At 67.1% G+C, this 25,052-nt stretch carries 24 protein-coding genes; 11 read left to right on the top strand and 13 right to left on the bottom strand.

Annotated features, from left to right (window positions below; all coding sequences use genetic code 11):
- Positions 1 to 5 precede the first annotated feature (5 nt).
- Positions 6 to 569 carry a TerB family tellurite resistance protein gene (locus tag IPI67_26520; GenBank protein MBK7583736.1) on the top strand — a complete coding sequence of 188 codons (564 nt, stop codon included), beginning with the start codon at positions 6 to 8 and terminating at the stop codon, positions 567 to 569.
- A 3-nt stretch (positions 570 to 572) separates the two neighbouring features.
- Positions 573 to 1,160 carry a GTPase domain-containing protein gene (locus IPI67_26515; protein ID MBK7583735.1) on the top strand — a complete coding sequence of 196 codons (588 nt, stop codon included), beginning with the start codon at positions 573 to 575 and terminating at the stop codon, positions 1,158 to 1,160.
- A gap of 523 nt (positions 1,161 to 1,683) precedes the next feature.
- Here IPI67_26515 and IPI67_26510 read toward each other — a convergent pair.
- Both IPI67_26510 and IPI67_26505 read right to left on the bottom strand, forming a co-directional pair.
- Positions 1,684 to 4,143: a VCBS repeat-containing protein gene (locus tag IPI67_26510; GenBank protein MBK7583734.1), complete on the bottom strand. Its 2,460-nt coding sequence runs from the start codon at positions 4,141 to 4,143 to the stop codon at positions 1,684 to 1,686.
- Positions 4,144 to 4,204: 61 nt separating this feature from the next.
- Entirely contained in the window at positions 4,205 to 4,957 is a 753-nt protein-coding gene (locus IPI67_26505) for a hypothetical protein (GenBank protein ID MBK7583733.1), read from the bottom strand.
- 115 nt (positions 4,958 to 5,072) lie between these two features.
- On the opposite strand from IPI67_26505, the gene IPI67_26500 reads away from it, so the two are divergent.
- Positions 5,073 to 5,633, top strand: a complete 561-nt coding sequence (locus IPI67_26500) for a hypothetical protein (protein ID MBK7583732.1) — start codon at positions 5,073 to 5,075, stop codon at positions 5,631 to 5,633.
- Here IPI67_26500 and IPI67_26495 read toward each other — a convergent pair whose 3' ends face one another.
- From IPI67_26495 to IPI67_26485, 3 genes are read right to left on the bottom strand one after another with little or no spacing between them, the layout of a single operon-like run.
- Positions 5,634 to 6,815, bottom strand: coding sequence for a FecR domain-containing protein (locus tag IPI67_26495; GenBank protein ID MBK7583731.1), 1,182 nt, complete (start codon positions 6,813 to 6,815; stop codon positions 5,634 to 5,636).
- Complete coding sequence (locus tag IPI67_26490) at positions 6,812 to 7,462, bottom strand: RNA polymerase sigma factor (GenBank protein MBK7583730.1); 651 nt, start codon at positions 7,460 to 7,462, stop codon at positions 6,812 to 6,814. Before IPI67_26490 ends, IPI67_26495 begins: the two co-directional genes overlap by 4 nt.
- A 37-nt stretch (positions 7,463 to 7,499) precedes the next feature.
- On the bottom strand, positions 7,500 to 8,459 hold the full coding sequence (locus tag IPI67_26485; protein ID MBK7583729.1) for a hypothetical protein: 960 nt from the start codon (positions 8,457 to 8,459) through the stop codon (positions 7,500 to 7,502).
- Positions 8,460 to 8,525: 66 nt separating this feature from the next.
- Between IPI67_26485 and IPI67_26480 the strand changes: the two genes are divergently transcribed.
- Complete coding sequence (locus tag IPI67_26480; GenBank protein MBK7583728.1) at positions 8,526 to 9,632, top strand: hypothetical protein; 1,107 nt, start codon at positions 8,526 to 8,528, stop codon at positions 9,630 to 9,632.
- 24 nt (positions 9,633 to 9,656) lie between these two features.
- On the opposite strand, the gene IPI67_26475 is transcribed toward IPI67_26480, so the two are convergent.
- A complete protein-coding gene (locus IPI67_26475) occupies positions 9,657 to 10,604 on the bottom strand; it encodes a hypothetical protein (protein ID MBK7583727.1) in 948 nt (315 codons plus the stop codon).
- Positions 10,605 to 10,844: 240 nt separating this feature from the next.
- Here IPI67_26475 and IPI67_26470 point away from each other — a divergent pair, with 240 nt between their 5' ends.
- Positions 10,845 to 11,741 carry an amidinotransferase gene (locus IPI67_26470; protein ID MBK7583726.1) on the top strand — a complete coding sequence of 299 codons (897 nt, stop codon included), beginning with the start codon at positions 10,845 to 10,847 and terminating at the stop codon, positions 11,739 to 11,741.
- Positions 11,734 to 12,519 (top strand): hypothetical protein, encoded by a 786-nt coding sequence (locus tag IPI67_26465; GenBank protein MBK7583725.1) that lies wholly within the window; start codon positions 11,734 to 11,736, stop codon positions 12,517 to 12,519. Before IPI67_26470 ends, IPI67_26465 begins: the two co-directional genes overlap by 8 nt.
- 7 nt (positions 12,520 to 12,526) lie before the next feature.
- Here IPI67_26465 and IPI67_26460 read toward each other — a convergent pair whose 3' ends face one another.
- A complete protein-coding gene (locus tag IPI67_26460) occupies positions 12,527 to 12,898 on the bottom strand; it encodes a hypothetical protein (GenBank protein ID MBK7583724.1) in 372 nt (123 codons plus the stop codon).
- On the bottom strand, positions 12,895 to 13,521 hold the full coding sequence (locus IPI67_26455; protein ID MBK7583723.1) for a hypothetical protein: 627 nt from the start codon (positions 13,519 to 13,521) through the stop codon (positions 12,895 to 12,897). The genes IPI67_26460 and IPI67_26455 overlap by 4 nt, the downstream gene beginning before the upstream one ends.
- On the opposite strand from IPI67_26455, the gene IPI67_26450 reads away from it, so the two are divergent.
- Positions 13,520 to 14,524, top strand: a complete 1,005-nt coding sequence (locus IPI67_26450) for a TIGR01777 family protein (GenBank protein MBK7583722.1) — start codon at positions 13,520 to 13,522, stop codon at positions 14,522 to 14,524. The two genes, IPI67_26455 and IPI67_26450, sit on opposite strands and share 2 nt — an antisense overlap.
- 1 nt (position 14,525) lies before the next feature.
- Complete coding sequence (locus IPI67_26445; protein MBK7583721.1) at positions 14,526 to 15,557, top strand: potassium channel protein; 1,032 nt, start codon at positions 14,526 to 14,528, stop codon at positions 15,555 to 15,557.
- Between the two features lie 134 nt (positions 15,558 to 15,691).
- On the opposite strand, the gene IPI67_26440 is transcribed toward IPI67_26445, so the two are convergent.
- The 4 genes from IPI67_26440 to IPI67_26425 form a co-directional block, all read right to left on the bottom strand.
- Positions 15,692 to 17,560 (bottom strand): HEAT repeat domain-containing protein, encoded by a 1,869-nt coding sequence (locus IPI67_26440; protein ID MBK7583720.1) that lies wholly within the window; start codon positions 17,558 to 17,560, stop codon positions 15,692 to 15,694.
- Positions 17,557 to 19,005, bottom strand: coding sequence for a hypothetical protein (locus IPI67_26435; GenBank protein ID MBK7583719.1), 1,449 nt, complete (start codon positions 19,003 to 19,005; stop codon positions 17,557 to 17,559). The genes IPI67_26440 and IPI67_26435 overlap by 4 nt, the downstream gene beginning before the upstream one ends.
- 15 nt (positions 19,006 to 19,020) lie before the next feature.
- Entirely contained in the window at positions 19,021 to 20,394 is a 1,374-nt protein-coding gene (locus tag IPI67_26430) for an NAD(P)/FAD-dependent oxidoreductase (protein ID MBK7583718.1), read from the bottom strand.
- Between the two features lie 165 nt (positions 20,395 to 20,559).
- Complete coding sequence (locus tag IPI67_26425; GenBank protein ID MBK7583717.1) at positions 20,560 to 21,348, bottom strand: carbon-nitrogen hydrolase family protein; 789 nt, start codon at positions 21,346 to 21,348, stop codon at positions 20,560 to 20,562.
- A 104-nt stretch (positions 21,349 to 21,452) separates the two neighbouring features.
- Here IPI67_26425 and IPI67_26420 point away from each other — a divergent pair, with 104 nt between their 5' ends.
- Entirely contained in the window at positions 21,453 to 22,541 is a 1,089-nt protein-coding gene (locus IPI67_26420; GenBank protein ID MBK7583716.1) for an SGNH/GDSL hydrolase family protein, read from the top strand.
- On the opposite strand, the gene IPI67_26415 is transcribed toward IPI67_26420, so the two are convergent.
- Complete coding sequence (locus IPI67_26415) at positions 22,531 to 23,013, bottom strand: GNAT family N-acetyltransferase (GenBank protein MBK7583715.1); 483 nt, start codon at positions 23,011 to 23,013, stop codon at positions 22,531 to 22,533. The genes IPI67_26420 and IPI67_26415 overlap by 11 nt on opposite strands.
- 393 nt (positions 23,014 to 23,406) lie before the next feature.
- On the opposite strand from IPI67_26415, the gene IPI67_26410 reads away from it, so the two are divergent.
- Positions 23,407 to 24,462, top strand: a complete 1,056-nt coding sequence (locus tag IPI67_26410) for a 2-dehydropantoate 2-reductase (protein ID MBK7583714.1) — start codon at positions 23,407 to 23,409, stop codon at positions 24,460 to 24,462.
- Positions 24,459 to 25,040: an SCO family protein gene (locus IPI67_26405; protein ID MBK7583713.1), complete on the top strand. Its 582-nt coding sequence runs from the start codon at positions 24,459 to 24,461 to the stop codon at positions 25,038 to 25,040. Before IPI67_26410 ends, IPI67_26405 begins: the two co-directional genes overlap by 4 nt.
- Positions 25,041 to 25,052: the final 12 nt, after the last annotated feature.

Genomic DNA, 25,052 nt, shown 5'->3' with positions numbered 1-25,052 from the left:
CATTGATGAGCCTTCCGACCGTGGACCTGACCGAGTTCGGCGTCGCTCGTGTGCGCGCCGCCATCCAGGCCGCCGTCGAGCACGCGTCCGTGGGGGCGCTGCCGACGACGGGCGTTCTGAAGCAGGAAGCCGACGCCGCGCAGCAGCGCGACGATGCGGTGACCGGCGCCTACTTCGTCTCGATCCTGGAGCTGGCGTATCTGGTGGCCTCCGCCGACGGCTTCGCCGAGGAAGAGCGCCATGCCCTGGCCGAGCTGCTCGAGCGCCTGACCGGCAAGTCGCTGGCGCAAGACGCCCTGGAGCTGCACTTCAAGGATCTCGACGCCGCCGTCGAGATGCTCGGTCGCCGCGAGCGGCTGCGCCGGGCGGCGGAGGACTTCGCGGAGCCGGAGCGGCAGACCGAGGCGCTCGGTTTTGCGACGGTGGTTGCGCTCGCAGATGGTGCGCTTGGCGGGCCAGAGGCCGACGCCCTGTCGGAGCTCGGGGGACACTTCGGGTTGACCAAGGAACAGACCGCGAAGGTGGTCGCAGGCGTCGTCGAGCGCGTTCGCGCGGAGCTCGGGAGCTAAAGCATGAGCTTCATCAATCACATGACCAAGGAGATCAACTGCAAGGTCGTGTATTACGGCCCGGGTCTCTGCGGCAAGACCGCGAACCTGCAGTACATCTTCGAGAAGACCAACCCGGCCAGCAAGGGCAAGATGATCTCGCTGGCGACGGAGACGGAGCGCACGCTCTTCTTCGACTTCATGCCGATCGATCTCGGCAGCGTGCGGGGTTTCAAGATCCGCTTTCACCTCTACACGGTGCCAGGTCAGGTGTTCTACGACGCCAGCCGCAAGCTGATCTTGAAGGGCGCCGACGGGGTGATCTTCGTCGCGGATTCCCAGACCGAGCGGCTCGAGGCAAACCAGGAGAGCCTCGACAATTTGCACCACAACCTGGCGGAATATGGCCTCCGCACGGACAACACCCCGTACATCGTGCAGTTCAACAAACGCGACCTGCCGAACGCCATGGACCTCGAAGAGCTGCGGGGGCTCTTGAACCCGACGAAGGTCCCAGACTTCGAGGCCTGCGCGCGGACCGGCATGGGTGTGTTCGAGACGCTGAAGGGGGTTTCCCGCGGGATCCTCGGCAAGCTCGCTGGGCAGACCTGACCGACCCGCAGCTGTCGTGTTAGCCTCCCGCCCCGGTGGTGCGACATGAATAGGAATCGAGCAATCCTTGCAGTGGCGGCGGTGACCTTCGGCGCGTGGCTCTCGCCCGCGTGCGGTGGTGACTCCGAGAGCGACAACAACAAGAAGACCGGCGGCACCGGTGGCACCGGCGGGACGGAGGCCGGCACCGGCGGTTCGTCGACGGGCGGCACTGCCGGCACGAGTGGCGGCACGGGCGGCACGACCGCGGAGGCCGGCAAGTGCGTCGCGGCGGATTGCCCCGGACTCGGTGGTATTGCGCCGGGTTGTTGTCTGCCCACCAACGAGTGTGGCTACGACGGCAGCGCCATCGGGCTCGGGTGTGTCTCGCAAGAAGACATCACCAAGCTGCTCGAGGGTGGCCTCGACGCGCAGGTTCCCCCGGACGCTGCGGATCCGAACTGTGACGGTTACACCGTCGGCGGCGTGAAGCTGCAGGGCTGTTGCCCGTCCACCGGCTTCTGCGGTGTGTTCGAGCCGTTCGTCACCAAGCAGTGTTACGACTGGGGGGCCCTGCCCGCCGGCGTGCCCAAGCCCGACAACATCGTGCCGAAGCCTTGCGGCGACGGCGCCGCGCCGAGTGACGCCGGCTCCGACGTCTCCAGCGACTGATCAGTGCGGCACCTGGCCGCACGCGACGCCCTTTGTAGATGGCGGCGTTGTTCTGCTCCCAGCACTCCTTGCTGAGTGATTTCGGGTCGACCTTCACGAACACGTCGAGGGTCTTTCCACCGAGATCTGCCTGACAGCTCACGACCATGCACTCGCCCACGCCGAGGGCGATGGGGATGGGCGCGCTGCACAGTTCTTTGCCGGTCTCGGAGCCTTCGAAGAACGCGACCTCCGTGCCGCCCACCATCGGCAGCGTGCCGCGGTTGCAGACCTTGGCCTCGACGGTGGCGAGGGTGCCGTTGCATTTCACCGCGCCGACGTCGCCGCCAGCGGTGAGATCCGGCTCGCCGAGGGCCTCGAGGCCGCCCTGCACGTTCTGGCGGAAGTTGTTGAGCTTCGGATCTTTCCAGTTGATGGCGACAGCGCTGGTCTTGGGTGACTCACCGTGGTCGCCGACGTGGGTGACGGCGTAGGCGTGCTGATTCCAGACCGGGCGAGAGGCTGCCCAGCGATCTTGTTCGTCACGCAGCACGACGATGCCGTGGTTGACCGCGAACTGGGCGCTCGGAAAGAGCGGATCCGTTGCGGGGCAGCCGAGGCTGCCGGCGTAGTCGTTCACCGCCGACACGATCTCGGTGCGGTAGTCTCCGTCCACGTCCACGATCACCGGGTTCTCGTAGGTGGTGCCGCTCGAGCGCGCCGCGCTGTAGAGCACCTTGCCCGTTGCGCCCTCGTATACGCGCAGGAAGCACTCGTCGGCGTAGACGGCCTCCGCCGAGCCGTTGGCGTCGAAGTCGAACACACTCGAACCCGTGACGTTCGAGCTGCCGTCCTGCGATGCCTGTTGCCACAGGATGCCGCTCGTCTTGCTCTGACCGCCGCAGCCCGCGGCGCTTCCGCCGGCGAGGCAATCGAAATCGAAGACGGCGTACTGGGTGCCGCCGGCGCTCGCGAACTCCCGTCGGCCGTCGCCGTCGAAGTCGGCGATCGTCGGCGGTCCGCCGGTGCCGCCACCGGGGATGGCCACGGGTCCGAAGATGATGTTCCCGTCGATGGTCTGGACTCGCACCTGACCCGCGGAGACCACCACGACCTCGGCGCGGTCCTGGTTGCTGAATGCCGCTAGCGGGAAGCTGCCGAGATCAGCCACCGCGACCTGACCCGCGGCCTTGCCGGCGGCGTTGAAGTAACTCTCGACCTTCCAGCTGTTGGTGGTCGAGTCCCACTCGTGGATGGCGTTGCCCTGGACCAGCTCCATCTTGCCGTCTTCGTCGACGTCGGCGATGACCGGCACGTAACCTTGGCTGTAGTTCGGGAACCCGAGGGCGCTCGACAAAACACAACCTTCGTTGTCGTAGACGGTCGCACCGTAGATGATCTCGGGTTTTCCGTCGTCGTTCAGGTCGTGAATGCTGGGCCCGCTCCACTTGGCGGGACCGGTGCTGTCGGGGCTGGTGGGCGGACCCTTGCCGCCGGCGCAGGTGCCCGAGCGCCACAGGCGCGAGAAGGTCTTGGCGGTGGGATCGAACTTGAACGCGAGCATGCCGCCGCCGTGGGCGGGCGCGATGATCTCTGCGCGTCCGTCACCATCGACATCGGCGACCGCCACGGACGACGGGGACATGACCTCGTCCCCGGCCTTGTCGAAGCTGTACTGCTGTGAGCAGTCCGACCCGCTGATCACCCGCAGGATGCCTGGGTTGCCGTAGCTGCCGCTCGTCGGGAACGTCGGGAAGATGATCGACGGCGCGAGCGTCTTCGGATCACTGTCGAAGTCGAAGTCGACGACCACCGGCGTGGCCATGACGTGAAAGTGGTTCGGATGGGCGTCGCCGGCGGGCGGCGCGGTCCAGCGGCACTGCACCGAGGGCACGATCTTGTCGATGCTGATGGCGAGCTTGCAGGTCTCGTCCTTGATCTTGTCCTTGGGCACGCCGTAGGGAACACACTGCCCGTTCAGGCAGTAGCTATCGAACCAGCAGTCGTCATTGCCGGTGCAGGGATCTTGTTCGATGGCGCACGCGGTGCCGAGCGCGCAGAACTGGCCGGCGCCGCAGCAGGTTGCGCCGCACTGTTTGGCTGCTGCGCAGGCCGGACCGTCGGTGTTGAGGCCGCCCGAACCGCCGGCTCCACTCGTGCCTCCGCTGCCGGTGCCGCCGACGCCCGAGTCTCCGGTGCTCGTGCACTTGCCGCTCTTGCACACCTGACCGGTGGGGCAGCCGCCGCCGCAGTCACCGCCGGCCGTGCCGCCTTCGCTGTCTCCGCCGCAAGCGAAGGCAACTCCGGCAGCCGCGGCCGCCAACACCAAGCCCGACCAGATCTGATGGCGCATGCGCCGGAGCTTAGCTCGTCTGTCCGGTGCCGTCAGGTCGAGAGAGAGAGGCTGGCGGTTGTCAGCCTCCCTTGCACTCCATGCCTTTCAGGTCGCAGGTCTGCCCTGGGTCGCAGAACTCGTTCGAGGTGCACTCGACGCAGCGGCCTTCTTGTTTGTCGCACGCCGGCTTGCCGCCACCGGCACAGTTCTGATCCGTCAGGCACTCGACGCACTGTTTGGCTTCGACGTCGCAGTACGGGCGCTCGCCGCCGCAACCCTCGTTGCTGGTGCAACCGGTCGAGATGCAGTGGCGCTCCTCGCACTTGGGGCGCGCGCTGGGGCAGTCGGCGTTGACCGCACACTCGCCGCACTCACCAGCCAGGATGTCGCAGACCGGGTTGGCGTTGCCGCAGTCGGCGCTGGTCTTGCATTCGACGCAGCGGTCGATGGTCGTGTTGCACAGCGGGTTGTCGCCGTTGCAGTCCGTGTTGGCCTGGCAGCGCACACACACACCACGTTTGTCGGAGCAGATTTGCGCGTTGCCATTGGTGCAGTCGGTGGCCGCGGTACACGTCCGCTTGCAATCGCCCGTCACGCTGTCACAGGTCGTCCCGGGATCTTTGCAGTCGCTGTTCGAGGAACAGGCGACGCAACGGCCGTCCTGACAGTACGGATCGCCGCCGTTGCAATCACTGTTGGATTTGCACTCGGCCTGGTTGCCGAGGCCACCGAGGCCCGCGTCGTCGCTGCTGCCGCAGGCGAAGGCGAACAGCAACGCCAAGGTGGCGGCACCGAGGCCGCGCACACCAAAGGAAGTATGGGGGGAAGGCATGGGGATTCTCCTGACAGCACTCCGGCTGACTTCCGTAGAGTAACCGCAGGGTGGTTCGGGCAGGCAGGGACAAAGCTGCGGGAAGAGCGCAGGGAAGTGCGCTATCTTTGCCCCAATGCGCGCCATCATGGCTGGCCTGCTCGTTTCGGCGTGCCTGGTGGCGTGCGGTGACGATCAGGAGCTCTCGCTCTTGTCGGGCGCCGGCGGGTCTGACGCCGGCGGTGCGAGCGGCACGGGCGGTGCGGGCGGCACGGGGGTGAGCGGTGGCGGCGGTTGCACGAACGCGAGCCAATGTTCCGGCGAGACCCAGTTCTGCAACCCGGCTCAGCGGCGCTGCGTGCGCTGTCTGGTCTCCGGGCACTGCGAGGCAGGAAGAGCGTGTGATCCGTCCGGGGAGTGCCGAGGTGCTTGCGCCGGCGAGCCCGATTGCCAGTCGGAGGGTCAACACTGCGATCTGGCCAGCGGCGCGTGCGTGGACTGTCGGACGAACGACGACTGCAAGAGCGGGGACGAGCCGCTGTGTGTGCTCGGGCGTTGTGGGCAGTGCCTCACCGACGCGGAGTGTGTCGGGGACAAACCCCACTGCGACATGCGCGAGTGTGTGGAGTGCCTGACCGACGGACACTGCACGGGCGGTAAGACGTGCGACCTCGCCGAGCATCAGTGCAAGGGCTGATCACTTGGGCTTGGAACTGCCGCCAGGGGTGAGCGCGACGCCGCGCGCTTCTTCTTCGGCTGCGCCACCACGGTGCTCGAGCAAATAACGCCGCGCCTCTTGCGCTGCCTCGGACTGTTTTCCGGAGCGAGCCAGTGCCCTGAAACGCTCGACGCGCGCTTCCGGTGCCAAGGGGCTGTTCGGATATCGTGACAGCAACTGATTCAGGTGGCCGAGCGCCGTGGCATCGTCGCCCTTGCGGCGCGCGGCAGCGGCAGCGCCGAACAACCGATTCTGCTCGGCCAGCGCCGAGGGGTCGTTGATGGCAGCCTTGGTCGGTGCAGTGACGGGCGACGCGGGCTTTACGGGCGCTGTCGTCTTGCCGGCCGCTTCGGCGCTGGGCGATGTGTCCGCGCTCGGCGGCGCTGCCTCCGCGGTCGGGCGCGGAGCAACGTCGTTCTTCGTCGACTTGGACTCGTCCGCGTCCGAGCGGAAGCTCTGACCCTTGGTCAGGAAGCGAGTGGCTCCCTGGCGCTCGACCGAGACCTTGCCCTCGGTCACCGTGACCTCGGTCAGTGTGCCCACTCCCTCGCTTCGCTTGGAGACCCGGACGACGAACGCGGTGCCGTGCACGACGACGCGCAGATCCGGTGTTTGCACCCGGAAGCTGCCATGTTCACCCAGATGTGGCACCTGCACGGCGATCTCGCCTGTGCTGAGCTCGAGCTGTTCGTCGCCGGCGGTGGCTGCGGACAGGGTTACCCGCGTGCTCGCGCTGATCTTCACCTCGGCGCCGCTCGCGAGGCGGAGCGCTGCGTGGGCATCGGCTACCGTGCTGACTCCATCGCCGCTCGCGAGGCTGAGCTCCGTGTTCACCTGCGCGACGCTCGACTCGGCGCCGTGGGTGACCAGGACGCCGGAGGAGCTCGCGCGCACACTGGCCACACTCTCGGTGTGGGGAGTGCCTGCTCCGCGCCAGAGTCCGCCGATGAAGAGGGCCAACAGCGCCGCGACCGCCAGCACGGACACGGCAATGCGTTGGCGCCGGGCGCGCTCCCGTGTGGCCTTCGACTCGCGGATCGAACGCGCGAGCTGACTGACGACGCGACCCCGACGAGCTTCGGTGACGTCGGGCTCCTCGACGGGGATCGGCGCACGCCCGAGCTCGGCGAGGACATCGGGGGTCGAAGGACGGTCGCTCACGGTGCACCCCCCTTCGTGGATTTCTTCCCGAGCCGCTGCATCAGGTCGTGGCGACCGCGCACGAGGCGCGACTGCGCGGCCGAGATGCTCACGCCGGTGAGCACGGCGATCTCCGCCAGGTCGTGCCCGAGCACATCGTGCAGCAGCAGGGCTTCGGCGCGGGTCGGGTGGAGCGAAGCCAACTTCTCGCGCAGGTCGTCGACGTCGCGACGCACTGACGTCTGCCGTTCGGGATCGTCTCGTGGGTGACTGGGCTCCGGCGGGTTCACCTCCGAACGATCGAACACCCCGCGTTCGCGCCGCCGCGAGCGAAGTGCGTTCAGCCCCACGTGTGTCGCAACACTCGACGCCCAGGTTCGCAGGCTGCACGCGCCGGCAAAGCGTCGCGTCGCCAGCGTCTTCACGATCTGCTCGAACGCGGACTGGACCAGATCCTCGTGATCCGCCTCACGTCGGCCGAGCACGCGGTACAGCGTCTGGTCTACGGTCTTCTGCAAGCGGTCGTAGAGCTCCCCGGCTACGGCACCGTTGCCACAGACCACGGCTTCGATGATGTCGGCGTCGCTCCGCGCGGGTTCCGGTGCGGTCTCCGGCGGCGCTGTGGGCACTGACCGGAGCCACGGCTTTTCGCGCCGAACGGGGCTCATCGTCTTGATCGTACCCGCCGCGGGGGCCGGCAGGCACTCAGAACACACGGAGACGTGCGCCGACAGTGAAGGCCCAGGTGAGCGGAGGTGCGCGGCCGACTGCGCGGTCCTCCAGCGTGATCACGGTTCCGCGGCTGACGCCCGTGACCTCAGTCTGGGCCATGATCGCCACGAAACTACCGATTCGGGCGCCGGCACCGAGCGCCAGCCGCAGGCCCGGGTACCAGCGGCCGTCGCTGTCTCGGCGTGTTCCTCCCACCGAGGCTTCGATACGTTCGAGCAGTGCTTCCGTGCGCGCTTCGAGGCGCAGGGCCGGCAGCGGTTCGTGATGAAGTCCCGCTCCCATCGAGATCCCGAACCACCGCACGTCTACCTGTTGGTCGTCGGATGGGCGGGTCAGGTAGCGCAGCGTCGAGGAAAACAGCGCGGGAGTGCGTGGCAGGTCGTAGACACCGAGCAGCCCGGCTCCGAAGCGCCAGCTGCCGTCATCGAGCGCAGGCCCCAGCACAGCGTCGATGCCGAGCCAGAGCTCGGACGAAGAATCACTCGGGGCGGGAGCGGTGAGGTCGCCGCGGTGCGGCGGACTGGATTGGCGCCCGGGCGTCGGCGCCGAGGGTGCGGACGTGGGTGCGGAGCGTGGTGCATCCGATGCCGGATCGTCCTGCTCCAGCGCGCGCTCCCGCTCGCCGACCAACGTCCCGATCACTAGCCCCACGGCACGCCAGCGCTCGGCCTCCGGATCCGCTGCTTTGAAGCTGAGCTGGCGAGAGACCCAGCGGTTCTTGCCATCTCTGCTGACCCCGATCTCGATTCGAGCCTGATCGTGCCCTTCGTTCCACGACACGATCACGACCGCGCGCGCGCCCGTCTCTTCCGTCGATCCAACCCTGCACTGTCCGTCGGTCACGGCTTCGGTGCAGCTTCGGACCAGCGCCGCCGCGTGCACGGATACCGCATCCGCGGTGCTCAGCTCGATGATGACGGGAGGGAGCGGCATGGGTGCCTGTAGAAACCGCGCGTGGGTACCAACTGTTCTGGGTGAGACTCTAACAAAGGGCAATTCATGACTTTGCGCATCGTTCGAGACGTGGCTTTTGCTTCATTGGTGGGGTTTTCCCTGGTGGCCGCCTGCGGCGGCAACGACGAAGGGTCGTCCAAGAGCGGCACGGGAGGGGCGTCAACCGGGGGTTCTGGCACCGGCGCCTCGGCGGGTGACGCCGCGACCACGGGGGGTGCGGCTGGCATTGGCGGCGCTGCGGGTACGGGTGGAGTTGCTGGCGCGGGAGGAAGCGCGACCGGTGGCACGGGGACCGGCGGCACGGGGACCGGCGGCACGGGGACCGGCGGTGCGACGGGCAACTGCGGGTTGTGTCCCGGCGGAGCACCGGTCTGTGACCCGGCGACCAATTTGTGCGTCGACTGCGTGTCGGACGCCGACTGCTCGGGGAACGGGGTCTGCAACCCAGCGACCAAGCAGTGCGTCGAGTGCAATGCCGACAAGGACTGCCCGACGGGACAGAAGTGCTCGCCCGCACACCAGTGCAACAACAGCTGCGGCGCAGGCGGCGGAAACTGCGGCGGCGGCAACCCGGTGTGTGACAACGGCGTGTGCGTGGGTTGCACGTCCGACACGAACTGCACCAACACAGGTCAGCCCTTCTGCGGTGCAACCAAGACCTGCGTCGCGTGCAAGACGAGCACCGACTGCAAACAGGCGGGCAATCCGGCCTGCACTCCGACCGGTCAGTGTGTGCAGTGCACGAGCGACGCGAACTGCACCAACGGTCAGAAGTGCAACACGGCCACCCACGACTGCGTCCAGTGTCTGTCGAGCGCCAACTGCCCGACCGGACAGTCGTGCAGTCCTGGCGGCGAGTGCAACCCGAGCTGCAAGTCCAACACGGACTGCCAGAACGGTGGACGACCGGTGTGCAATCTCACCGCGGGCATTTGTGTGGAGTGTGTCGCCAGCACGGACTGCAAGGACCCGCAGAATCCAGTCTGCATTGCGTCGACCGGTCGCTGTGAGGAGTGTCTCGCTGACACGGACTGCAAAGATGCCCAGAAACCCCACTGCCTGCCGGGCTCGTTCCAGTGTGACGAGTGCAGCTCGAATGCCCACTGCCCCACGGGTCAGGTGTGTTTCGACGGGGAGTGCCAGGGCGGCTGAGGCCGTCCCGGGGAATGGTGCGGGTTACTGCTTCTTTTTGACGTAGAAGAAGTCCCGCACCGCAACCTCGCCCACGTAGCTCCGTTTGGTGTGCACGAGCTTGGGCACGAGGGTGCCCTTGACCTCGAGCTGACCGTTGTCGTTCTTGGCGTAGAAGTTGAAACGGGTGAAGCTCCAGTTGATGTCGAGCTGCGCGGCCGTGACGGCGCCGGCAGTGCGCATGCCAAGCTCGATGTGTTTCGGCTCCACCCACTCGCCGAGCCCGAAGAAGAGCGTGCGTCCCGAGGCGTCGAGCCCCAGCGCGGTGCGCCGGATCTCGAACTTGCCCTCGGCCGACAGTCCCCATTTCTTGTGGTCGTGTCCCACCGACGGATGAGGTTGACCCTGGTGCAAGAGACACGGTGGCGTCTGTCGGTACGCGCTGAAGTCGCCGACGCTGCCCGTGAGCTCTTCCCACGGCGCGATGCGCACGCCGCCGCTCTTGGTGAGCGCGACGGTGCAGGCTCCGTCGCGGGGCGGCAAGAACTCGTGACCGTCGATCATCGCGCCGAAGCGGCCGTGCTTCGTCATGAATCCGCCGTTGAACGCGGCGACGAGGCGCGGCTGGTCCGCTGCAGGCACGATGCCCTTGCGTTTGCTGTCGGGGACGGCCTTGGTCTCGGGCTCCTTCTGACCAGGCATCCAGGTGAGCTCACTGCGCGTTAGATCGAAGGCGATCACGAAGACTTCCACGTCTTTTCGGATCGGATGGGGGTGCAGGGTGGTTCGAAGCGCGAGCGGCTCGCCATCGACGTCTCCGACCTCCGGCACGGGTTTCCATTCACCATCGCCGGGCTGCGCGCTGCGCGCGTACGGAGGAGTGACGCTCGCGAGCTGGAACGGTGTGCGCGGGGGCGGCTCAGTCGGTGTCGCCGCCGTGGGTTGGGGCCGGGGCGGAGCAGCCGCCTTCGCGGCGCTCGTTTCAGTCGGCACGGGTGGCGCCGGTGCTCGCTCGGGCGGAGTGTTCGCGCTCGGGCCCGCTCCTCCGCAGCTCGCGCACACGAGGGCCAACCAAGGGAACGAGCATCGAGCCGGGATCCTCATGCGCTCCACGGAACGGTACGGCGGGTTCCACCCGGCGGCCAAGTTGACGCGGCTGGGCGCCGCGATCTTTACGCAGGCTGACGGTCATCGGAGACTGTCCGCGCCGTGACGAACGCCGATGTCTACCTGATGTCACCCCCTGGGCGGACCTGGTCGCTGCGGGGGCGCGCGAACTTTCGCAGTCGAGAGGCCGCCGCGGTCTCGCCGCTTCGTGCGCGCAAAGAGTGGCTCGCCCTCGCCGAGGCCATCGAACGCGCCGGCGCGACGGTGGTGGCGCTGCCCCCGGCGGACGAACGACTCAGCGGGCTGCCGTACGCCGCCGAGGCCGGACACCCGCTCCCGCCGCGGGCTCCCGGGCACAAACCGCGTTTCCTCCTGCCGCGGATGTTCGCCGAGCACCGTCTCGACGAACGAAACGCCTGGCAGCCGCTGGCAACGACCCTCGGCTTCGAGGTGATCGATCCGGGCGCTGGAGTCTGGGAGGGGCAGGGCGATGTCGCGCGTTTCGACGGAACCTGGCTCTTGTTTCATGGCGGACGCACCGACCGCGCGGGCTTGAGCGCGGCGCTCGCCCACTTCGACGGTGAGGTGCTGGTGATCGAGCTCAGGCAACCCGCCTTTCACGGCAACATGGCGCTCTTGCCACTGCCTGCCGTCGACAAGCTGCTGGTCTGCCCCAACGTGATCGTGGGGGACGGCTTCGAGCGCCTGGCCGACCGCTTCGGCGGAGACCGGATCGAACCGGTGACGGAGGAGGAGATCCGCTCCTACGCCACCAATGGACTCCCCGTCGGCAAGACCTGGCTCGCGCCGAGTGTGGTGCCGGAGCGAGTGAAGGCGCGCGTGGCTCAGCTGGGCATGAAGGTCGAGACGCTCGAGATGGCGGAGCTGTGTGAAAAAGCGGGTGGAGCGTCGCGCTGCCTGGTGTGCCATGCGCCCGAAATGCATGCCGCCCTGCACATTCCCGAAGAAAACACGCTCGCCGCTCAGCGCCGATCGATCGACGAGGATCCGGTCGATGGATGAGCTGGCGCGGGACTTTTTTGGTCGCCACCCGGACGTGACCCTCGCCGCCCTCGGCGCTCGACACAACGCCGCCTCGCTCGATCTCGAACCCGCTAGTTGCCCGGTCAAATACTTCGCGGCAGAACAACACCCGAGCTTGGTCGAGCGGTACCGCGACGCCAATGCGCTGGCATTTCCCGGTGACCTCACCTTGCCCGGCTGGGTGCTCTCGGATTTGTACTTGTTGCCGAGCGCCATCGGGCTCTTGGTCTGCCCCGGCAGTTTTCTCGACGTGCCGACGCGCAAGCGGCTGAGCTTGGGCCCCGAAGACGTTGCCATCGCCGCCGCTTACTACGCGGCTCCGACCATCGAGCCCGGCACGTTCATCGGGGTGTCGCTCTTGAGCCTGGTGCCGAAGATCCTCGCGAGCGCTTGGGTGAAGGCGCTCACGCTCAAGATGGTGCGCGCGCGCCGCCTGCGCGGCGTCGCGCAGTGGGCCAGCCCTGCCGTGCGTGTGCACACGCGCATGGGGCCGCTCCGCGTCGTGTCATCGGTGCCGGGCACCCACGAGTTTCGCGCCAAGAGCTTCGTCTACGAGAGCAACCTGGAGGACTCGGACGCGTGGTCCGCCGCGATGGCGCGCAAACCCACGACTGCGGTGGCGGAGAAGATCCCTTCGTCGGATTTCGAGCGGCTGGCGGCAATGTGCGCCAGCGCCGAGGCTGGCGAGCAGATCTTCGTCGTGCCGCCGGGCCTCGACCCGAGCGGAAACGTGCTGATCCGCCGGGGTGCGCCGTGATCGTCGCTCAGCGGTAGGGCGAACCCTGCTCGTCGAGCTGCCAGCTCTTCCGAAGCGCATCGAGCAGGCCCTGCTCGCGACCTTGAATGCAGTCACTCTGAGCCACGCGCAAGATCAGTGAGTAGATGAGCTCCCGAGCGTCGGGGCTGTCGACCTTGTCGATGGCCGCGTGGATGGTCGCTTCGTCCGGGAGTTTGAGCCCCGCTTCGTCCATCAGCTGCCAGAACGATTTTTCACCGAACTCGCTGGCGAGATCTTCCAGGGCCTCTTGTTCCTCGCCTGAGAACTTCCCGTCGAGCCGCACCAGCAGGCGCAACAGCGCCGCGAGAACCAGCTGGTCGCCCTCGACGAGCTGGTGCGCCTCCCCGGCGCCGCTCACGAGCCCGGCGGCCAGAGGTTCTGAACCACGTCGGCGAGCTGCTGCACGGTCTTGGGTTTCATGCCCGTTGCGGGGTGCGGCCAGGCGAAGGTCTTGGCGGCGACCTGATTGCAGGAATACGAGATCAGCATGTCGTTCGACGGTCCACCCGAGGTGAACGAGAGACCCATCTCGGCGTACAGGCACGCGGCGTGGTTGTTGTCGAAGTTGCTCTCTTTGCCCAGGATCTTCCCGAGCTCTGCCTTGAGGTCCTCATCCATGACCTGAGTCTGGCTGAGGATACGAAAGCCGTGGAACCGCGGCGTGGTGTCCTGCACCGGCTGCGCGGCCATGGGCTGTTGCGGGTTCATCATGCCCGGGGGGAGGAGTCCGGGCGGCAGCAGCGCTTGCAGTCCTTGAGCGCCCTGCTGAACCCAGGCGCTGATCTCGGGCGGGAGCCCGGGGACCATGCCCTGCGGCTGGCCCGGTTGCGGTGCGGTCACCGGTTGTTCGAAGTTCTGCAGGCGGAAGGCGGTCAGGTTTGCGGTCTTCAGCGTGTCGAACGGAGGAGCAGGTTTGCCCGCGCACCCCAGGGTCGTCGACGCGGCGAGGGCCGCAAAAGTGAGCAGCGAAGCCTTGTTCATGGGCGATTTCGTAGACTCAATTCGTTGCGCCGTCCAGCCACGCTCCAATCCGACGCCAAAAAGAAGTACAAATCGACGCGCCTTGGCCGAAACTCGAGTTCTTGTCACGGGAGCGACCGGGTTCATCGGCCGGCGGCTCGTCGGCGCGCTCGCCGAGCGCGGGCACCGGGTAACGGCATTCGTTCGCTCCGAACGTCAGGTCCCGGAGTTTCCGAGTCCCCTGCGCGCGGTGGTCTGGAACGCAGCGGCGCCTGGCACGTGGTGCGACGTGCTCTCCGAAGTGGACGCGGTCGTCCACCTGACCGGCGAGCAAGCCGTGGGGGTGCGCTGGACGGTCGAAGCGAAGCGGCGCATCGAGTCGAGTCGAGTCGACACGACCCGCGCGCTGGTCGCGGCCATCGCCGCCGCCTCCCCGGTGCCGCGGGTCTTGGTCTCGGCGTCGGCAGTCGGATACTACGGAGCGCGCGAAGGCGCATCGAGTGTCGACGAGTCCGCAACTCCTGGGAGCGATTTCCTGGCCCGGCTGTGTGTCGCCTGGGAGGGTGAGGCGCTCGAGGCGGCGTCCTCCGGTGTGCGGGTCGTCCTTGCGCGCTTGGGCATCGTGCTGGGCAAGGGCGGAGGTGCGCTCGACGAGATGGCCAAGCCGTTCCGCCTGTTCGCGGGCGGCCCGATCGGCAGCGGTGAGCAGGTGATCTCGTGGGTTCACGTGGACGACGTGATCGGGATGTTGATGCGGTCCGTGGAAGACGACGGCATCACCGGTCCGGTCAACGTCGTCGCGCCGGGCGCGGTGACTCAGGCGGAGCTGGCTCGTGCAATCGGCAAAGCCCTCGGGCGGCCGTCGTGGCTGCGGGTGCCGGGTGCGGCGCTGCGCTTGCGATTTGGCGAGGGCGCCGAGCCGTTGCTGACGGGTCAGCGCGCGGTGCCAGGAAAGATGAAGGCTGCGGGTTACGTGTGGCAGCATGCAAGCGTGGAGAGCGCCCTTGGGGCAGCGCTGAGCTGACATGGCGAACTTCATCGACCCGTCCGTCCGGCGTGTGCTCACCGCCATGCTGCTGCTCAACCTCGTGATAGTGGTCGGCGCGGGCGGCATATGGCTGATCGGGGGCGGCGACTGGAGCTTCTGGGACGCCGTCTATTTTGCGGTCTACACCGTGTCGACGGTGGGTTTTTCGGAGCTCCCCGGCGCGTACGGCCACCAGGGAGTGCGGCTGGTCACGGGATTTCTGATCATGGGCGGCCTGGCCGCGATCGCGTTCTTCCAGTCGACCCTCACGGCGCTCTTGATCGAGGGGGTCATTGGACGCGCGTTTCGGAGACGACGCATGCAGAAGAGAATCGAAGCGCTCAAGAATCATTTCGTGGTGGCCGGCTGCGGTCGCACTGGAAAATACGTGGTCGAAGAGCTGGCCAACGGGCGGCGCGACTTCGTTGCCATCGATCGCGACGAGGCTCTGCTCGAGCGACTCAGCGACGAGGTCAAGGGCGGTCTTCTCTACATCGTGGGGGACGCCACCGAGGATCACACGTTGATCGAGGCCGGAGTGACCCGGGCGGCGGGGGTCGTGTCTGCGCTGGCGGATGATCGCGACAACCTGTTCATCACCCTCTCTGCGCGCACGCTCAACCCCGACGCGCGCATCATCTCGAAGGCCGTCGAGATCGAGAACGAGAGCAAGCTCAAGCGTGCTGGCGCCGACTCGACGGTGAGCCCGAATCGGGTGGGTGCGCATCGGCTGGTCAGCGAGCTGGTGCGACCGAAGGTCACCGCTTTGCTCGACCATCTGCGGGTCGACAAGGACATGATCTTCGACTTCGTCGAAATGCCGGCGAGCAGCAAGTGGGCTGGGCGCACGCTGCGCACGATTCCGATCCGTGACCGCACCAATCTGCTGGTGGTCGCGCTGCACGAGCCGGACGGCCAGTACGTCTACAACCCGTTGCCCGACCAGGTCGTCAAGGCCGGCAGCCACTTCATCGTGATTGGTGAACACGCGAACGTGGACAAGCTGCGGGCGCTGCTGGCGGGGGAGTGACGACTGGGCGGCGAGGAAGAAGATTTCACAGGAAGGCGGAAGGGGGAGGATTTGGGATTGGGCGGAATCGGAGAAGCAGAGATTTCACAGGAAGGCGGAAGGGGGAGGAATTGGATTGAGCGGAGCTGGTGGGCTCATAGCAGCATGCCGCGGGAGCGGAGTACGTCGGTCAGCGTGGCTTTGAGTTGTTTCGACGCGTCGGGGAAGGCGGCTCGTGCGACCTCGACGAACCGATTGCCGCGCCCCGCCTTGATCGCGCTGCTGACCGCCTCCCGCTCTTCGGGACTGCCGTGCTCCAGCACACCGAGCACGAGCTCTGCGGCCTCCATGGCGTCGATGCGGGCGATGGAACGCAGGGCCGCGAGGCGAGCGTCGCTGCGGGTGGAGCTGCGGTAGATGCGCGCGAGCGGGTCGAAGGCGTGGTCGAAGCGCAGGCGCTCGAGCGCGGCCACTGCCTCTTTGACGACCTCGGGGCTCGGGTCGACCAGCGCTCGCTCGAGCGTGACGAACGTGCGTTTGTAGTAGTAGCGCGAGAGCGCCCGGACCGCGGATAGTCGCACGGACACGTTGTCATTCCCGAACAGGGACTCGAGGGCCGCGAGCAGGCCGTACAAACCGATCGGTGCCAGGTGGTCTGCGACGAGACCGAGGGCTTTGGGCTGTTCCGCTGGTTTTGCTCCCTCTGCCGCCAGCGCCGCGAGGCGTGCGACCAGCGAAGTGCGCCGGGTGACGCGATCACTCTCCTCGGACGGATCGAGCAGCACGTCCGCACACGCCTCGGATGCACTCCCGCGCCCCTCCCACTCGAGCAGATCTACGTGCCACACGTCCGGTGGGCCGATGTGCTCGCCCAGGCGCTCGTCGCGCAAGCTCGGGTCGAGCGGCGTGTCTTTGGCGCCCAGGTAGCGTTTCGCAGCACGCGCGTAGTGCTGTCGTCGGGATGACTCGGAGTCGAGGTTCGACAGCTGTTCGTACAGCTTCCCGACCCGGGTGTATTGCCCGGCTTCGGCGCTGGAGATGAGGCTGGCCAGGAGTGCGTTCTCCACCAGGTGGGTCGGCCCCTGGCGCTCGGCCGTCTCCCTGGCGACGGTGGCCCACAGCTCTGCTTGCTCGAGCGTGCCGCGCTCGGCGACCCGGAGCAGGCCCTGACGCCGTGCGTACTCGGTCATCTCGCGCGAGAGGGTGGCCGCCCCGGCGTGCTCGCCTGCGAAGCTGGCGAGCTTGATGGAGTGTTCGTACAAACGCAGCGCGTGATATCGCAGATGATCTTCGGTCAAGATCCGGATGGCGTTCACACAGCCTTCGAGCACGTGTTCGAAGGTGTCCGTGGCAGAGCCGATCTCGATCAGCACGTGGTAACAGTCGAAGGCGCGCTCGCGCTGGCCCATGCTCTCGAAGCGATCGGCGGCCTCTTCCAGCCGGTGAACCGCGGCGATGGTGGCTTCGCGTGCACCCCGCGCATCGCCGGCCGTGCGACACATTCGTGCCAGATTGAAGCGGCAGAGTCCGGCGGCGTAGCGATCGGACCGCTCGCTATCGATCAGCTCGCCCAGGCGTGCCCACAACGCGCGCGCGGCGCTGACGTCGTTGGCTTTTTCGTACGAGACGGCGGCGCGCACCAGGAGCCCCGCCCGTTCGAGCTCCCGCGCGGCCTGCACACAGAGCTTCGCCGGATCCCCGGCGCCGCTGTCCGCCCATTTCATCCAGGTTCGGGCGCGGTCCACCGGCAGAACGCGTTCGAGCAGTTGTGACTGCCGCCCGCGGTCGTTGGTGTACCAGGCCACGCTGAGCGCCGAGCGGTGTTCGCCGCTGCGCTCCAGCGCGTCCGTCAACAGTTGAGCCAGGGCGGTGTAACTCTGCTCTCGGGCGTGGCTGACCAAGAGCGCCCCGAGCGCCGTCTCGAGCGCGCTGCTGTAGTCCCCGCGCTCGGATTGCTGGCGCGCCTTCGAATAGGCGTCCTCCAGCGAGGCCGGCGCGGTGAGGCCGGCAAACAGGCGGATCACGACGCGACCTCTTGCACGGGTGTGGGCGTGCCGAGGATACGACGCGCCTCTTTGGCACGCCCGGCACGGCTGGCGAGTGCGGCGTGGCTCACGACCCAGTGAGCGTCGAGCAGGTCGAGGTAGTCGAGATCGAGCTCACCGCCCGACGGCAGCATGAACAACGCCGAGACCTTGGCGCGGCGCTTGATGCTCGCCATCACCTCTCGCGGCACGTAGAGCGCACCGTGGGTGAAGATGTGCACGACGGGCTCGCGGGGGTCGCGCGTCGAGGCGAGCGCGAGGACACGCTCGACCTCCGCGAAGACGCGCGCGGGGTTGCGCCCGTGTTCGCCGCGAAATGACAGCAGGTAACCAATCGGCAGCTGGCCGGCGCGCGCCGGGTGGGATTCGTACAGGCGCGAGTCGAAGAAGCGGAACACGATGTCCTCGCCCGCCAGGAGCAGCTTTTTCGCCGATGCGATGGCCATGCCGCGGGCGAACGTCGCCCGCTCGCCGCGCATGCTGGCCGAAGCGTCGACCAAGAAATGGTGGACCCGTCGCGCTTCGTCCTGGGCCTGCTCCCGCGCGTAATACAGCACCTCGTCGTCGGCCATGCGCCGCATGAGCTCCTGTTCGTCCCAGGCGAGCTCCGTCAACACCAGGCCGTCGATGCTGCCCTTGCGCGCGAGGCCCGAGTACCCGAACGCCGCGTGGGTGCTGGCCCCGGGGCGCGCTTTGGATTCGAGCACACTCGGCAAGATCTCGAGCGAGAAGTCGACCACGTCGTTGGCCTCGGGCGCGCCGAGCACACCCAAGAGATCGACCTGTGCCAGGGCGCCAGCCCCAGCGTCACCCCCCAGCATGCCGAAGAGCTGGAGTGTGTCGAGGTCGATGGCATCGACCAAGGTGAGCACGTACAGGCGTGACTCGGTGAGACGGGTCAGGGCGTCCACCTCGAAGCCGCGACGGATCGCTGCAAACAGCGTCTTCAGCTGGGCATCGATGCCGTCGACCAAGGCGGCGTCGAGCGGTACTCCCGTGGGGTATGGCGGAGCAATCTGTATCCGCCGAGCGATGCTCCCGAGCAGCTTGGCCAAGAGCACGGCGATCACGTCGTCGGTGAGACGCAGTGAACCCGAGCGGCGGGCGGTCTCACTCTCGGCGACCTCTTCGATCATGTGTCGATAACCGGCGAACAGCGCGGGCGCTGCGCCGGTCACGGCCACGAGCTCGTTGGTCTCGACTCGCTGCACCAGCTCGAGCTGCTCGTTGGGGCACGCGAGGAGCAAACCGAGGTCATGCGCCACAGCCAGCGGCATACGCACGCCCAGGCGCTCGAGATCGCGATGCCACTTGAGGGCGCGCAGCGCCAAGGTGGAGGTGTGCGGTCGGATCACACTGAGGGCCAGCGAGCCGAGCGGTCCCACCACGGCGGGGTCTTGCGTGAGCTCCGGCGGGACCGTCATCGATCTCGGAACTTATCAGCTCTCGGCGGCCGGGGCGTGCTCGACGGCAGGGCTTGCTTCTGGCTCTGGGGTGGGTGGGTGCCCGGCGATCACCGGCAGCAAATCCCACGAGCGTTCGCCGGTGATCAAGCGCGCCCCGCGCCGGTAGGTGACGTAGTTCCACAGCCAGTTGGCCAGCACGCTGACCCGGTTGCGAAAGCCGATCAGGAACCAGATGTGGATGAAGAGCCAGGCGCACCAGGCCACGAACCCGCTCAGCTTGAGTGAACCGCTCATGGCCTGCGCGACCGCGCGGGAGCGGCCGATGGTCGCCATCACGCCCTTGTCCACGTAGTGAAACGGCTTCGGGTTCTGCGCTGCCTCGGCGATCAGCCGGCCGACGTAGCGGCCTTGTTGCAGCGCTACCGGCGCGAGGCCCGGCAGCGGCTCGGTGTCTCCCGCCTGCACCATGTGGGCGATGTCACCGATGGCGAATGCGTGCGTCTGGCCGGGGATGCGGCAGTCGGGTCCGACGATGACTCGTCCCGTTCGATCGAGCTCGCTGCCCAACGTGCGCGCGACGCCGCGGGCCTTGATGCCGGCGGTCCAGAGCACCGTGGCGGCGTCGATGCGTTCTCCTCCGTTCACGCTCACGCCTCGCGGGTCGACACGCTCGACGGTCGTCGAAAGCCGCACCTCCACTCCGAGCTCGACCAGCTGCCGGAGTGCCTTCTTGCTGAGCTTGGGGTGAAACCCGCCAGCGAGCAGGCGGTCGCCCCGTTCGACGATCACGATCCGCGCGATGCTCGGATCGATGGTGCGAAAGTCGTCGGCGAGCACGGTGCGCGCGAGATCACTCAGGGCGCCGGCCACCTCGACCCCGGTCGGGCCGCCCCCGATGATCACGAAGGTGAGCAAACGCTGGCGCGCGACACTGTCCTTTTCTCGCTCCGCCGCCTCGAAGGCGAGCAGGACACGCCGGCGGATCGCGAGCGCCTCGTCGAGATCTTTCAGCCCCAGCGCGTGCGCCTTCCATTCGGCTTCTTTGTCGAAGTAGTTGGTGCGGGCACCGGCGGCGACGACCAGATAGTCGAATGGCAGGTGGCTGCCGTCGTCGAGCACGCAGTGTTTTGCTGCCAGATCGATGCCGGTCACTTCCGCCAAGAGCACCCGGGCGTTGTCCTGGTGACGCAGCACGGTGCGGATGGGGTAGGCGATGTCCGCCGGTGACAGTCCGGCGGTTGCGACCTGATACAGCAGCGGCTGAAACAGATGGTGGTTCGAACGATCGACCAGCGTGAGGCGGGTGTGAGCTCCGCTGAGAGCGCGGGCGGTGGCCAGACCTCCGAAGCCGCCGCCGATGATCACGACGTGGGGGACGTCGTCAGTCTTCGTGCTCGGGCTCGCCATGCGCGGTCTTGGTCTCGTACCCCAGGCAGTGGAGCACGGGAAGCGGGGGGTACTTGGGGAAAGCCGGCTCGGAGCGGGAGCGCTCACACAAACAAAACGTGCTGCCGCGGGCACTCTGCACCGCTCGGCAGTGCCGGCACGTCGAACACAGGCCGGGTTCCGCCATCAGGTCGTCTCGTCGGCTGCCGACGGTTTCCAGAAGAAACCCCGCTCTCGGCGATCGGAGCGGAACGCCTCGAGACGCGCGAAGTCCAGCTCGAACGCCCGAGCGCCGCTCTCCCCGATGGGCGTGAAGAACTCCGACGGGTCCAGCGCCGTCGGATCGGCGAGCCCCCCGACGCCGCTCGCTCCGAGCATCGGTAGCTCGGAGGGATGTCCCCAGTCGCTGACGCCGACGAAGGTCCCCATCTCGTAGGCCCGAGCGATGGCCAGGTGTCGCCACAGGGCGCGCGAGTAGTCGGGCTCGGGTTTGCGGCTCACCGACAGCGCCGGGACGAGCACCACGTCTGGTAGGTGCTCGGCCTGATGGAACAGGTCGGAGAACCAGAAGTCAGCGCAGATCAGCACCATGAATCGCCGCCCGCCGATCGACAGCTCGCCCGGGCGCTGCCCCCCGCGCACCCACTGGCGCTCGGTGGCGTAGGGCCTGACCTTCTCGTAGCTGCCGAGGATTTCGCCCGTGGCGGACACGGCGGTGCCGGTGTTGACGCGCTCTTCACCGCGCTCTTCATGGTGTGAACCACCTACAACCGCACACCCGAGCTTCGACGCGAGCTCGGTGAGGGCGCTCAGGTAATCGTCCCGAGATCCCGTGCTCGTGACGCGTTCCGGCAAGAGCAAGAGATCCGAGGATAGCGGGGCGATCTGGGAGCGCGCGAGGCTCTCCTGCACTCTGCCGAGGTTGTCGGCGGTGTCACTGTGTCGGAGCTGAGGCTGCACCAGGATGAGCCGCATTGCTTGGCTCCATACCCTCTAGGCACGTTCGCGGGAAGCCGCGGCGGTGGCGCGACTTCGCGCGTTGGTCTAACCTCTCCGCATCACCGCGGGAGGGAGCCAACATGCTTCCATCGGTAAAGTCTATGCTTGGTAATTTCAGTTGGGGCGCCGCGTGCGCCGGTCTCGTGCTGGTCGTCGGCTGCGGAGGTTCGAGCTCTGATGACGCGAGCAGCACCGGAGGTTCTTCGTCGGGTGGTGCTGCTGGTGCGTCGGGCGCCGGAGGTTCGGGTGCAGTCAGCGGCGGTGGCGGTTCGGGCAACACGGGCAACACGGGTGGCGCAAGCGGCGGAGCGGCCGGCTCGAGCGGCGGTGGCGGCACCGGCGCGGCCGGCTGCTACTCCGACGTCTACGACGGGCTCGTCTACGTGGACTACGACCAGTTCGGCGCGAAGCTGAACAGCAGCTGCTCGGGCACCAACATCCAGGACATTCAGGATCCGGAGAAGCTCGTCTTCCTCGGGGACTCGATCACCGTCGGGACTTTCCCGACGCCAGCCAACAAGGTGTACCGACAGCTGGTCACCGACCTGGCCAAAGCGAAGTGGCCCAACATCGAGGTGGCGAGCTGCGCGGTGAACGGCGCACAGACCAAGGACTTCTTCGCGGGTGACAACCAGATCCCCAAGTGTTTCCCGGCGGCGGAGCCGAAGAAGACCTTGGTGGTCATCACCATGGGCGGCAACGACCTGGTGTCGATGGCAAAGGACAAGTTGTCGGCGGCCGAAGCGGGCGTGAAAGCGGACGTGACGCTCGCGAACATGAAGAAGGCGGTGGACTGGCTGAAGGATCCGACCAACTTCCCCAACGGCTCCTGGGTGGTGTTCTCGAACGTCTACGAGTTCACGGGCCTGACCGGCAATCTCGGCAGCTGTCCAACCGGCAATTTGATCGGGCTATCTGGCGAGTGGGTCGCCGGCACGGCGATGCTGGTCAAGGTTCGCGAGGGTTACATGAAGATCGCCGTCGACGCGAAGGCCGACATGATCTTCCTGGGTGAAGCCTTCTGTGGGCACGGCTTCAACTTCGCCGACACGAAGCAGCAGTGTTACATCCCGAACTCCAGCAACTGGTTCGATCTCACCTGCATTCACCCGACGCCGGAAGGGCATCAGCAGGTCGCCAACCTGTTCTGGAACACGATCACGGAGTGAGCTCTCTCCGGAAGTAGAACTCGACGGTGTAGCTCTTGTCGTGGAGCTCACGCGTCGTCGGGCCCCGCTTCCATCCGCGGCGCTCGTAGAAGGCATGCGCCGTCACGAAGCGAGTGTCACTCCAGAGGTCGATGAAACGGGCGCCTCGCTCGCGCGCGCGGGCCTCGACCCGCTCCACGAGCATTCCGCCAAGCCCAGATTTTCGTTCGCTCGCCTGCACGTAGAGCTTCTTCAGCTCGATCCCGGCTGGATCAGCAGCTGGTGAGTAGCCGATGCAGCCAACGACGAGCCCGTCGCGCTCGGCGACCCAGAACTCTCCGTCGTGGTCGCGGAAGTAGCTCGCAATTTGGAGGAGCTCGGGCAGCTCGCCGTCCGCGTCCATCACACAGCCCGGGTACTCCGCGAACACGTCCCCGATCAGCCGGATGAGCGCGTCGGCGTCGTCGTCACGGGCGTCGCGGAGGTGCAGCACCAGAGCCTCGTTCGCGAGTCGGCGGGGCGCGAGAGGGGGAGCGCCAAGCGGCCGGAGCTAAGAAAAGAGAGGAAGGAAGCGCCCGTAAGGGATAAGGGAGCGCACTCAGTCGAGTGCGAAAGTCAGTACAAGCGACTCAGGCCAGCGCCGGCATCGGCAGGCGGAGGCGAGCAAGGAGCTTGAGGAGGCGTCGCATTGGTCTTCTTCCCACAGGCCCGTTCAGGTGAGCCAATGTGTGCGGCCCTCGTACAAGAGGGCGCCGAGCTTTGCAAGTTTCCAGGTGGAAAAAAGCATGGTTTCTGAGGTTCCCGGGGGCTGGCGCGGCGCGTAAGTGCTCGAAACCTCGTCGATGTCTGAGGCCGCGCCGGCGAAATTGGGCTAGTCCCTGGAGGCATGGCTGAAGGGAATGGGCCTCGCGTCCTGGTGGTCGGCTGCGGCGCCATCGGCGGGGTGATCGCCGGGAACCTGCTCGCGCTCGGGCACGACGTCTCGGTCGTCACGACGAATCCGGAGATCGCGGGCGCGCTGCGCGAGCATGGAGTTCGCGTGACCGGCGAAGAGGCACCCGACGCGTCACGGCCCACCGCCATCCACGAGCGACTGCAGCCGGACGTCACGCCGTTCGATCTGATCCTGCTCGCGACGCAGCCGCCAGCGGTCGAGGCCGCGGCCGAGCACGCGGCGAGTTTTCTTGCAGAAGATGGCCGACTGGTCTGCTTTCAGAACGGCCTCTGCGAAGAGCGCGTCGCGCGCTTCGTTGGGCCCGAGCGGGTGATCGGTGCGGTGGTGGCGTGGGGCGCATCCATGGTCGAGCCGGGGGTGTACGATCGGACGAGCGCCGGCGGCTTCAGCATCGGTCGGCTCGACGGTGGAACCGATGCGCGCCTCGAGGAGCTCGGGCGGGTGCTCGAGGCCGTGGGTCCGGTGAGCATCAGCCAGAACCTGCGCGGCGCTCGCTGGAGCAAGCTCGCCATCAACTGCGCCATCTCCACGCTCGGCACGATCGGCGGGGAACGCCTCGGAGTGTTGATGCGGCATCGGCACGTGCGCCGGTTGGCCCTGGAGGTGATGACCGAGGTCGTGGCCGTGGCCCGCACCGAGAGTGTGAAACTGGAGAAGGTGAGCGGCACGCTCGATCTGGACTGGATCGCGCTGACCGAATCAGAACGGACTGCGGCGGGCAGCCCAGGTCTGCTCGCCAAGCACACGCTGCTGCTGGCGGTCGGGGCGCGTTATCGGCGGCTGCGCTCCAGCATGCTCGCGGCCATCGAGCGGGGCCGGCCACCCGCGGTGGATTTCCTGAACGGGGAGGTCATCGCTCGCAGCGAAAGACACGGCATCGAGACGCCGGTGAACACCGCGGCCCGGGACTGGGTCTGGAGCATCGCGCGCGGTGAACGGAAAGCCTCCCAAGCGACGCTGCGTGCGCTATACGACGGGACACGGTGAAGGTGCGCACGCTGCTTCTAGTGCTCGGGCTCTGCCTGGCTGTGACCAGTTGCAAGGGTACTGACGAGCCCAGGGTGCTCTACCCGGCGGGAGAGTTCTCTCTGACGGACCAGAGCGGAGCGCGCTTTGGCAGCGGCGAGCTCAAAGGCACACCCTGGATCCTCGCCTTCTTCTTCACTCGCTGTCCGACCGTCTGCCCGAAGATCACCAAACGCATGAAGGCGCTGCAGACCGAGGCCAAGGCGAAGCAGTTGAAGCTGCGCTTCGTCAGCATCAGCGTCGATCCCGAGAACGACACCCCGGCGGTGCTGGCCGAGTACGCGAAAAAGAACGACCTCGATACGACGTCGTGGTCGCTGCTCACGGGTGACTACGAGACCGTGAAGAAGACCAGCATCGAGGGCTTCAAACAAGCGCTCGACGGCAAGGCCGACGCCAACGCGCCGGACTTCGGCATCCTGCACGGGTCACACCTGGTGCTCGTGGACAAGAGCGGGCAGATCCGTGGTTATTACCGCTCGAGCAGTGACGAGGACATGGCCCTACTGCTCGAGCAGGCTGCGAAGCTCGCGCGCTGAGCGCGTGCGATC

It is taken from the genome of Myxococcales bacterium (assembly GCA_016706225.1).
Classification (GTDB): domain Bacteria; phylum Myxococcota_A; class Polyangia; order Polyangiales; family Polyangiaceae; genus JADJKB01.
Note: the sequence above shows the minus strand (reverse complement) of the source record. Positions and strands in the feature narration are given on the sequence as shown.

Excerpts from the sequence above, each read along its gene's own strand:
- IPI67_26430 (MBK7583718.1), bottom strand. The coding sequence starts at position 20,394 with ATGGCGAGCCCGAGCACGAAGACTGACGACGTCCCCCACGTCGTGATC.
- IPI67_26520 (MBK7583736.1), top strand. The coding sequence starts at position 6 with ATGAGCCTTCCGACCGTGGACCTGACCGAGTTCGGCGTCGCTCGTGTG.
- IPI67_26435 (MBK7583719.1), bottom strand. The coding sequence starts at position 19,005 with ATGACGGTCCCGCCGGAGCTCACGCAAGACCCCGCCGTGGTGGGACCG.
- IPI67_26445 (MBK7583721.1), top strand. The coding sequence starts at position 14,526 with ATGGCGAACTTCATCGACCCGTCCGTCCGGCGTGTGCTCACCGCCATG.
- IPI67_26500 (MBK7583732.1), top strand. The coding sequence starts at position 5,073 with ATGCGCGCCATCATGGCTGGCCTGCTCGTTTCGGCGTGCCTGGTGGCG.
- IPI67_26490 (MBK7583730.1), bottom strand. The coding sequence starts at position 7,462 with ATGAGCCCCGTTCGGCGCGAAAAGCCGTGGCTCCGGTCAGTGCCCACA.
- IPI67_26465 (MBK7583725.1), top strand. The coding sequence starts at position 11,734 with ATGGATGAGCTGGCGCGGGACTTTTTTGGTCGCCACCCGGACGTGACC.
- IPI67_26450 (MBK7583722.1), top strand. The coding sequence starts at position 13,520 with ATGGGCGATTTCGTAGACTCAATTCGTTGCGCCGTCCAGCCACGCTCC.
- IPI67_26510 (MBK7583734.1), bottom strand. The coding sequence starts at position 4,143 with ATGCGCCATCAGATCTGGTCGGGCTTGGTGTTGGCGGCCGCGGCTGCC.
- IPI67_26505 (MBK7583733.1), bottom strand. The coding sequence starts at position 4,957 with ATGCCTTCCCCCCATACTTCCTTTGGTGTGCGCGGCCTCGGTGCCGCC.
- IPI67_26410 (MBK7583714.1), top strand. The coding sequence starts at position 23,407 with ATGGCTGAAGGGAATGGGCCTCGCGTCCTGGTGGTCGGCTGCGGCGCC.
- IPI67_26470 (MBK7583726.1), top strand. The coding sequence starts at position 10,845 with ATGTCACCCCCTGGGCGGACCTGGTCGCTGCGGGGGCGCGCGAACTTT.
- IPI67_26425 (MBK7583717.1), bottom strand. The coding sequence starts at position 21,348 with ATGCGGCTCATCCTGGTGCAGCCTCAGCTCCGACACAGTGACACCGCC.
- IPI67_26480 (MBK7583728.1), top strand. The coding sequence starts at position 8,526 with ATGACTTTGCGCATCGTTCGAGACGTGGCTTTTGCTTCATTGGTGGGG.
- IPI67_26420 (MBK7583716.1), top strand. The coding sequence starts at position 21,453 with ATGCTTCCATCGGTAAAGTCTATGCTTGGTAATTTCAGTTGGGGCGCC.
- IPI67_26455 (MBK7583723.1), bottom strand. The coding sequence starts at position 13,521 with ATGAACAAGGCTTCGCTGCTCACTTTTGCGGCCCTCGCCGCGTCGACG.
- IPI67_26485 (MBK7583729.1), bottom strand. The coding sequence starts at position 8,459 with ATGCCGCTCCCTCCCGTCATCATCGAGCTGAGCACCGCGGATGCGGTA.
- IPI67_26515 (MBK7583735.1), top strand. The coding sequence starts at position 573 with ATGAGCTTCATCAATCACATGACCAAGGAGATCAACTGCAAGGTCGTG.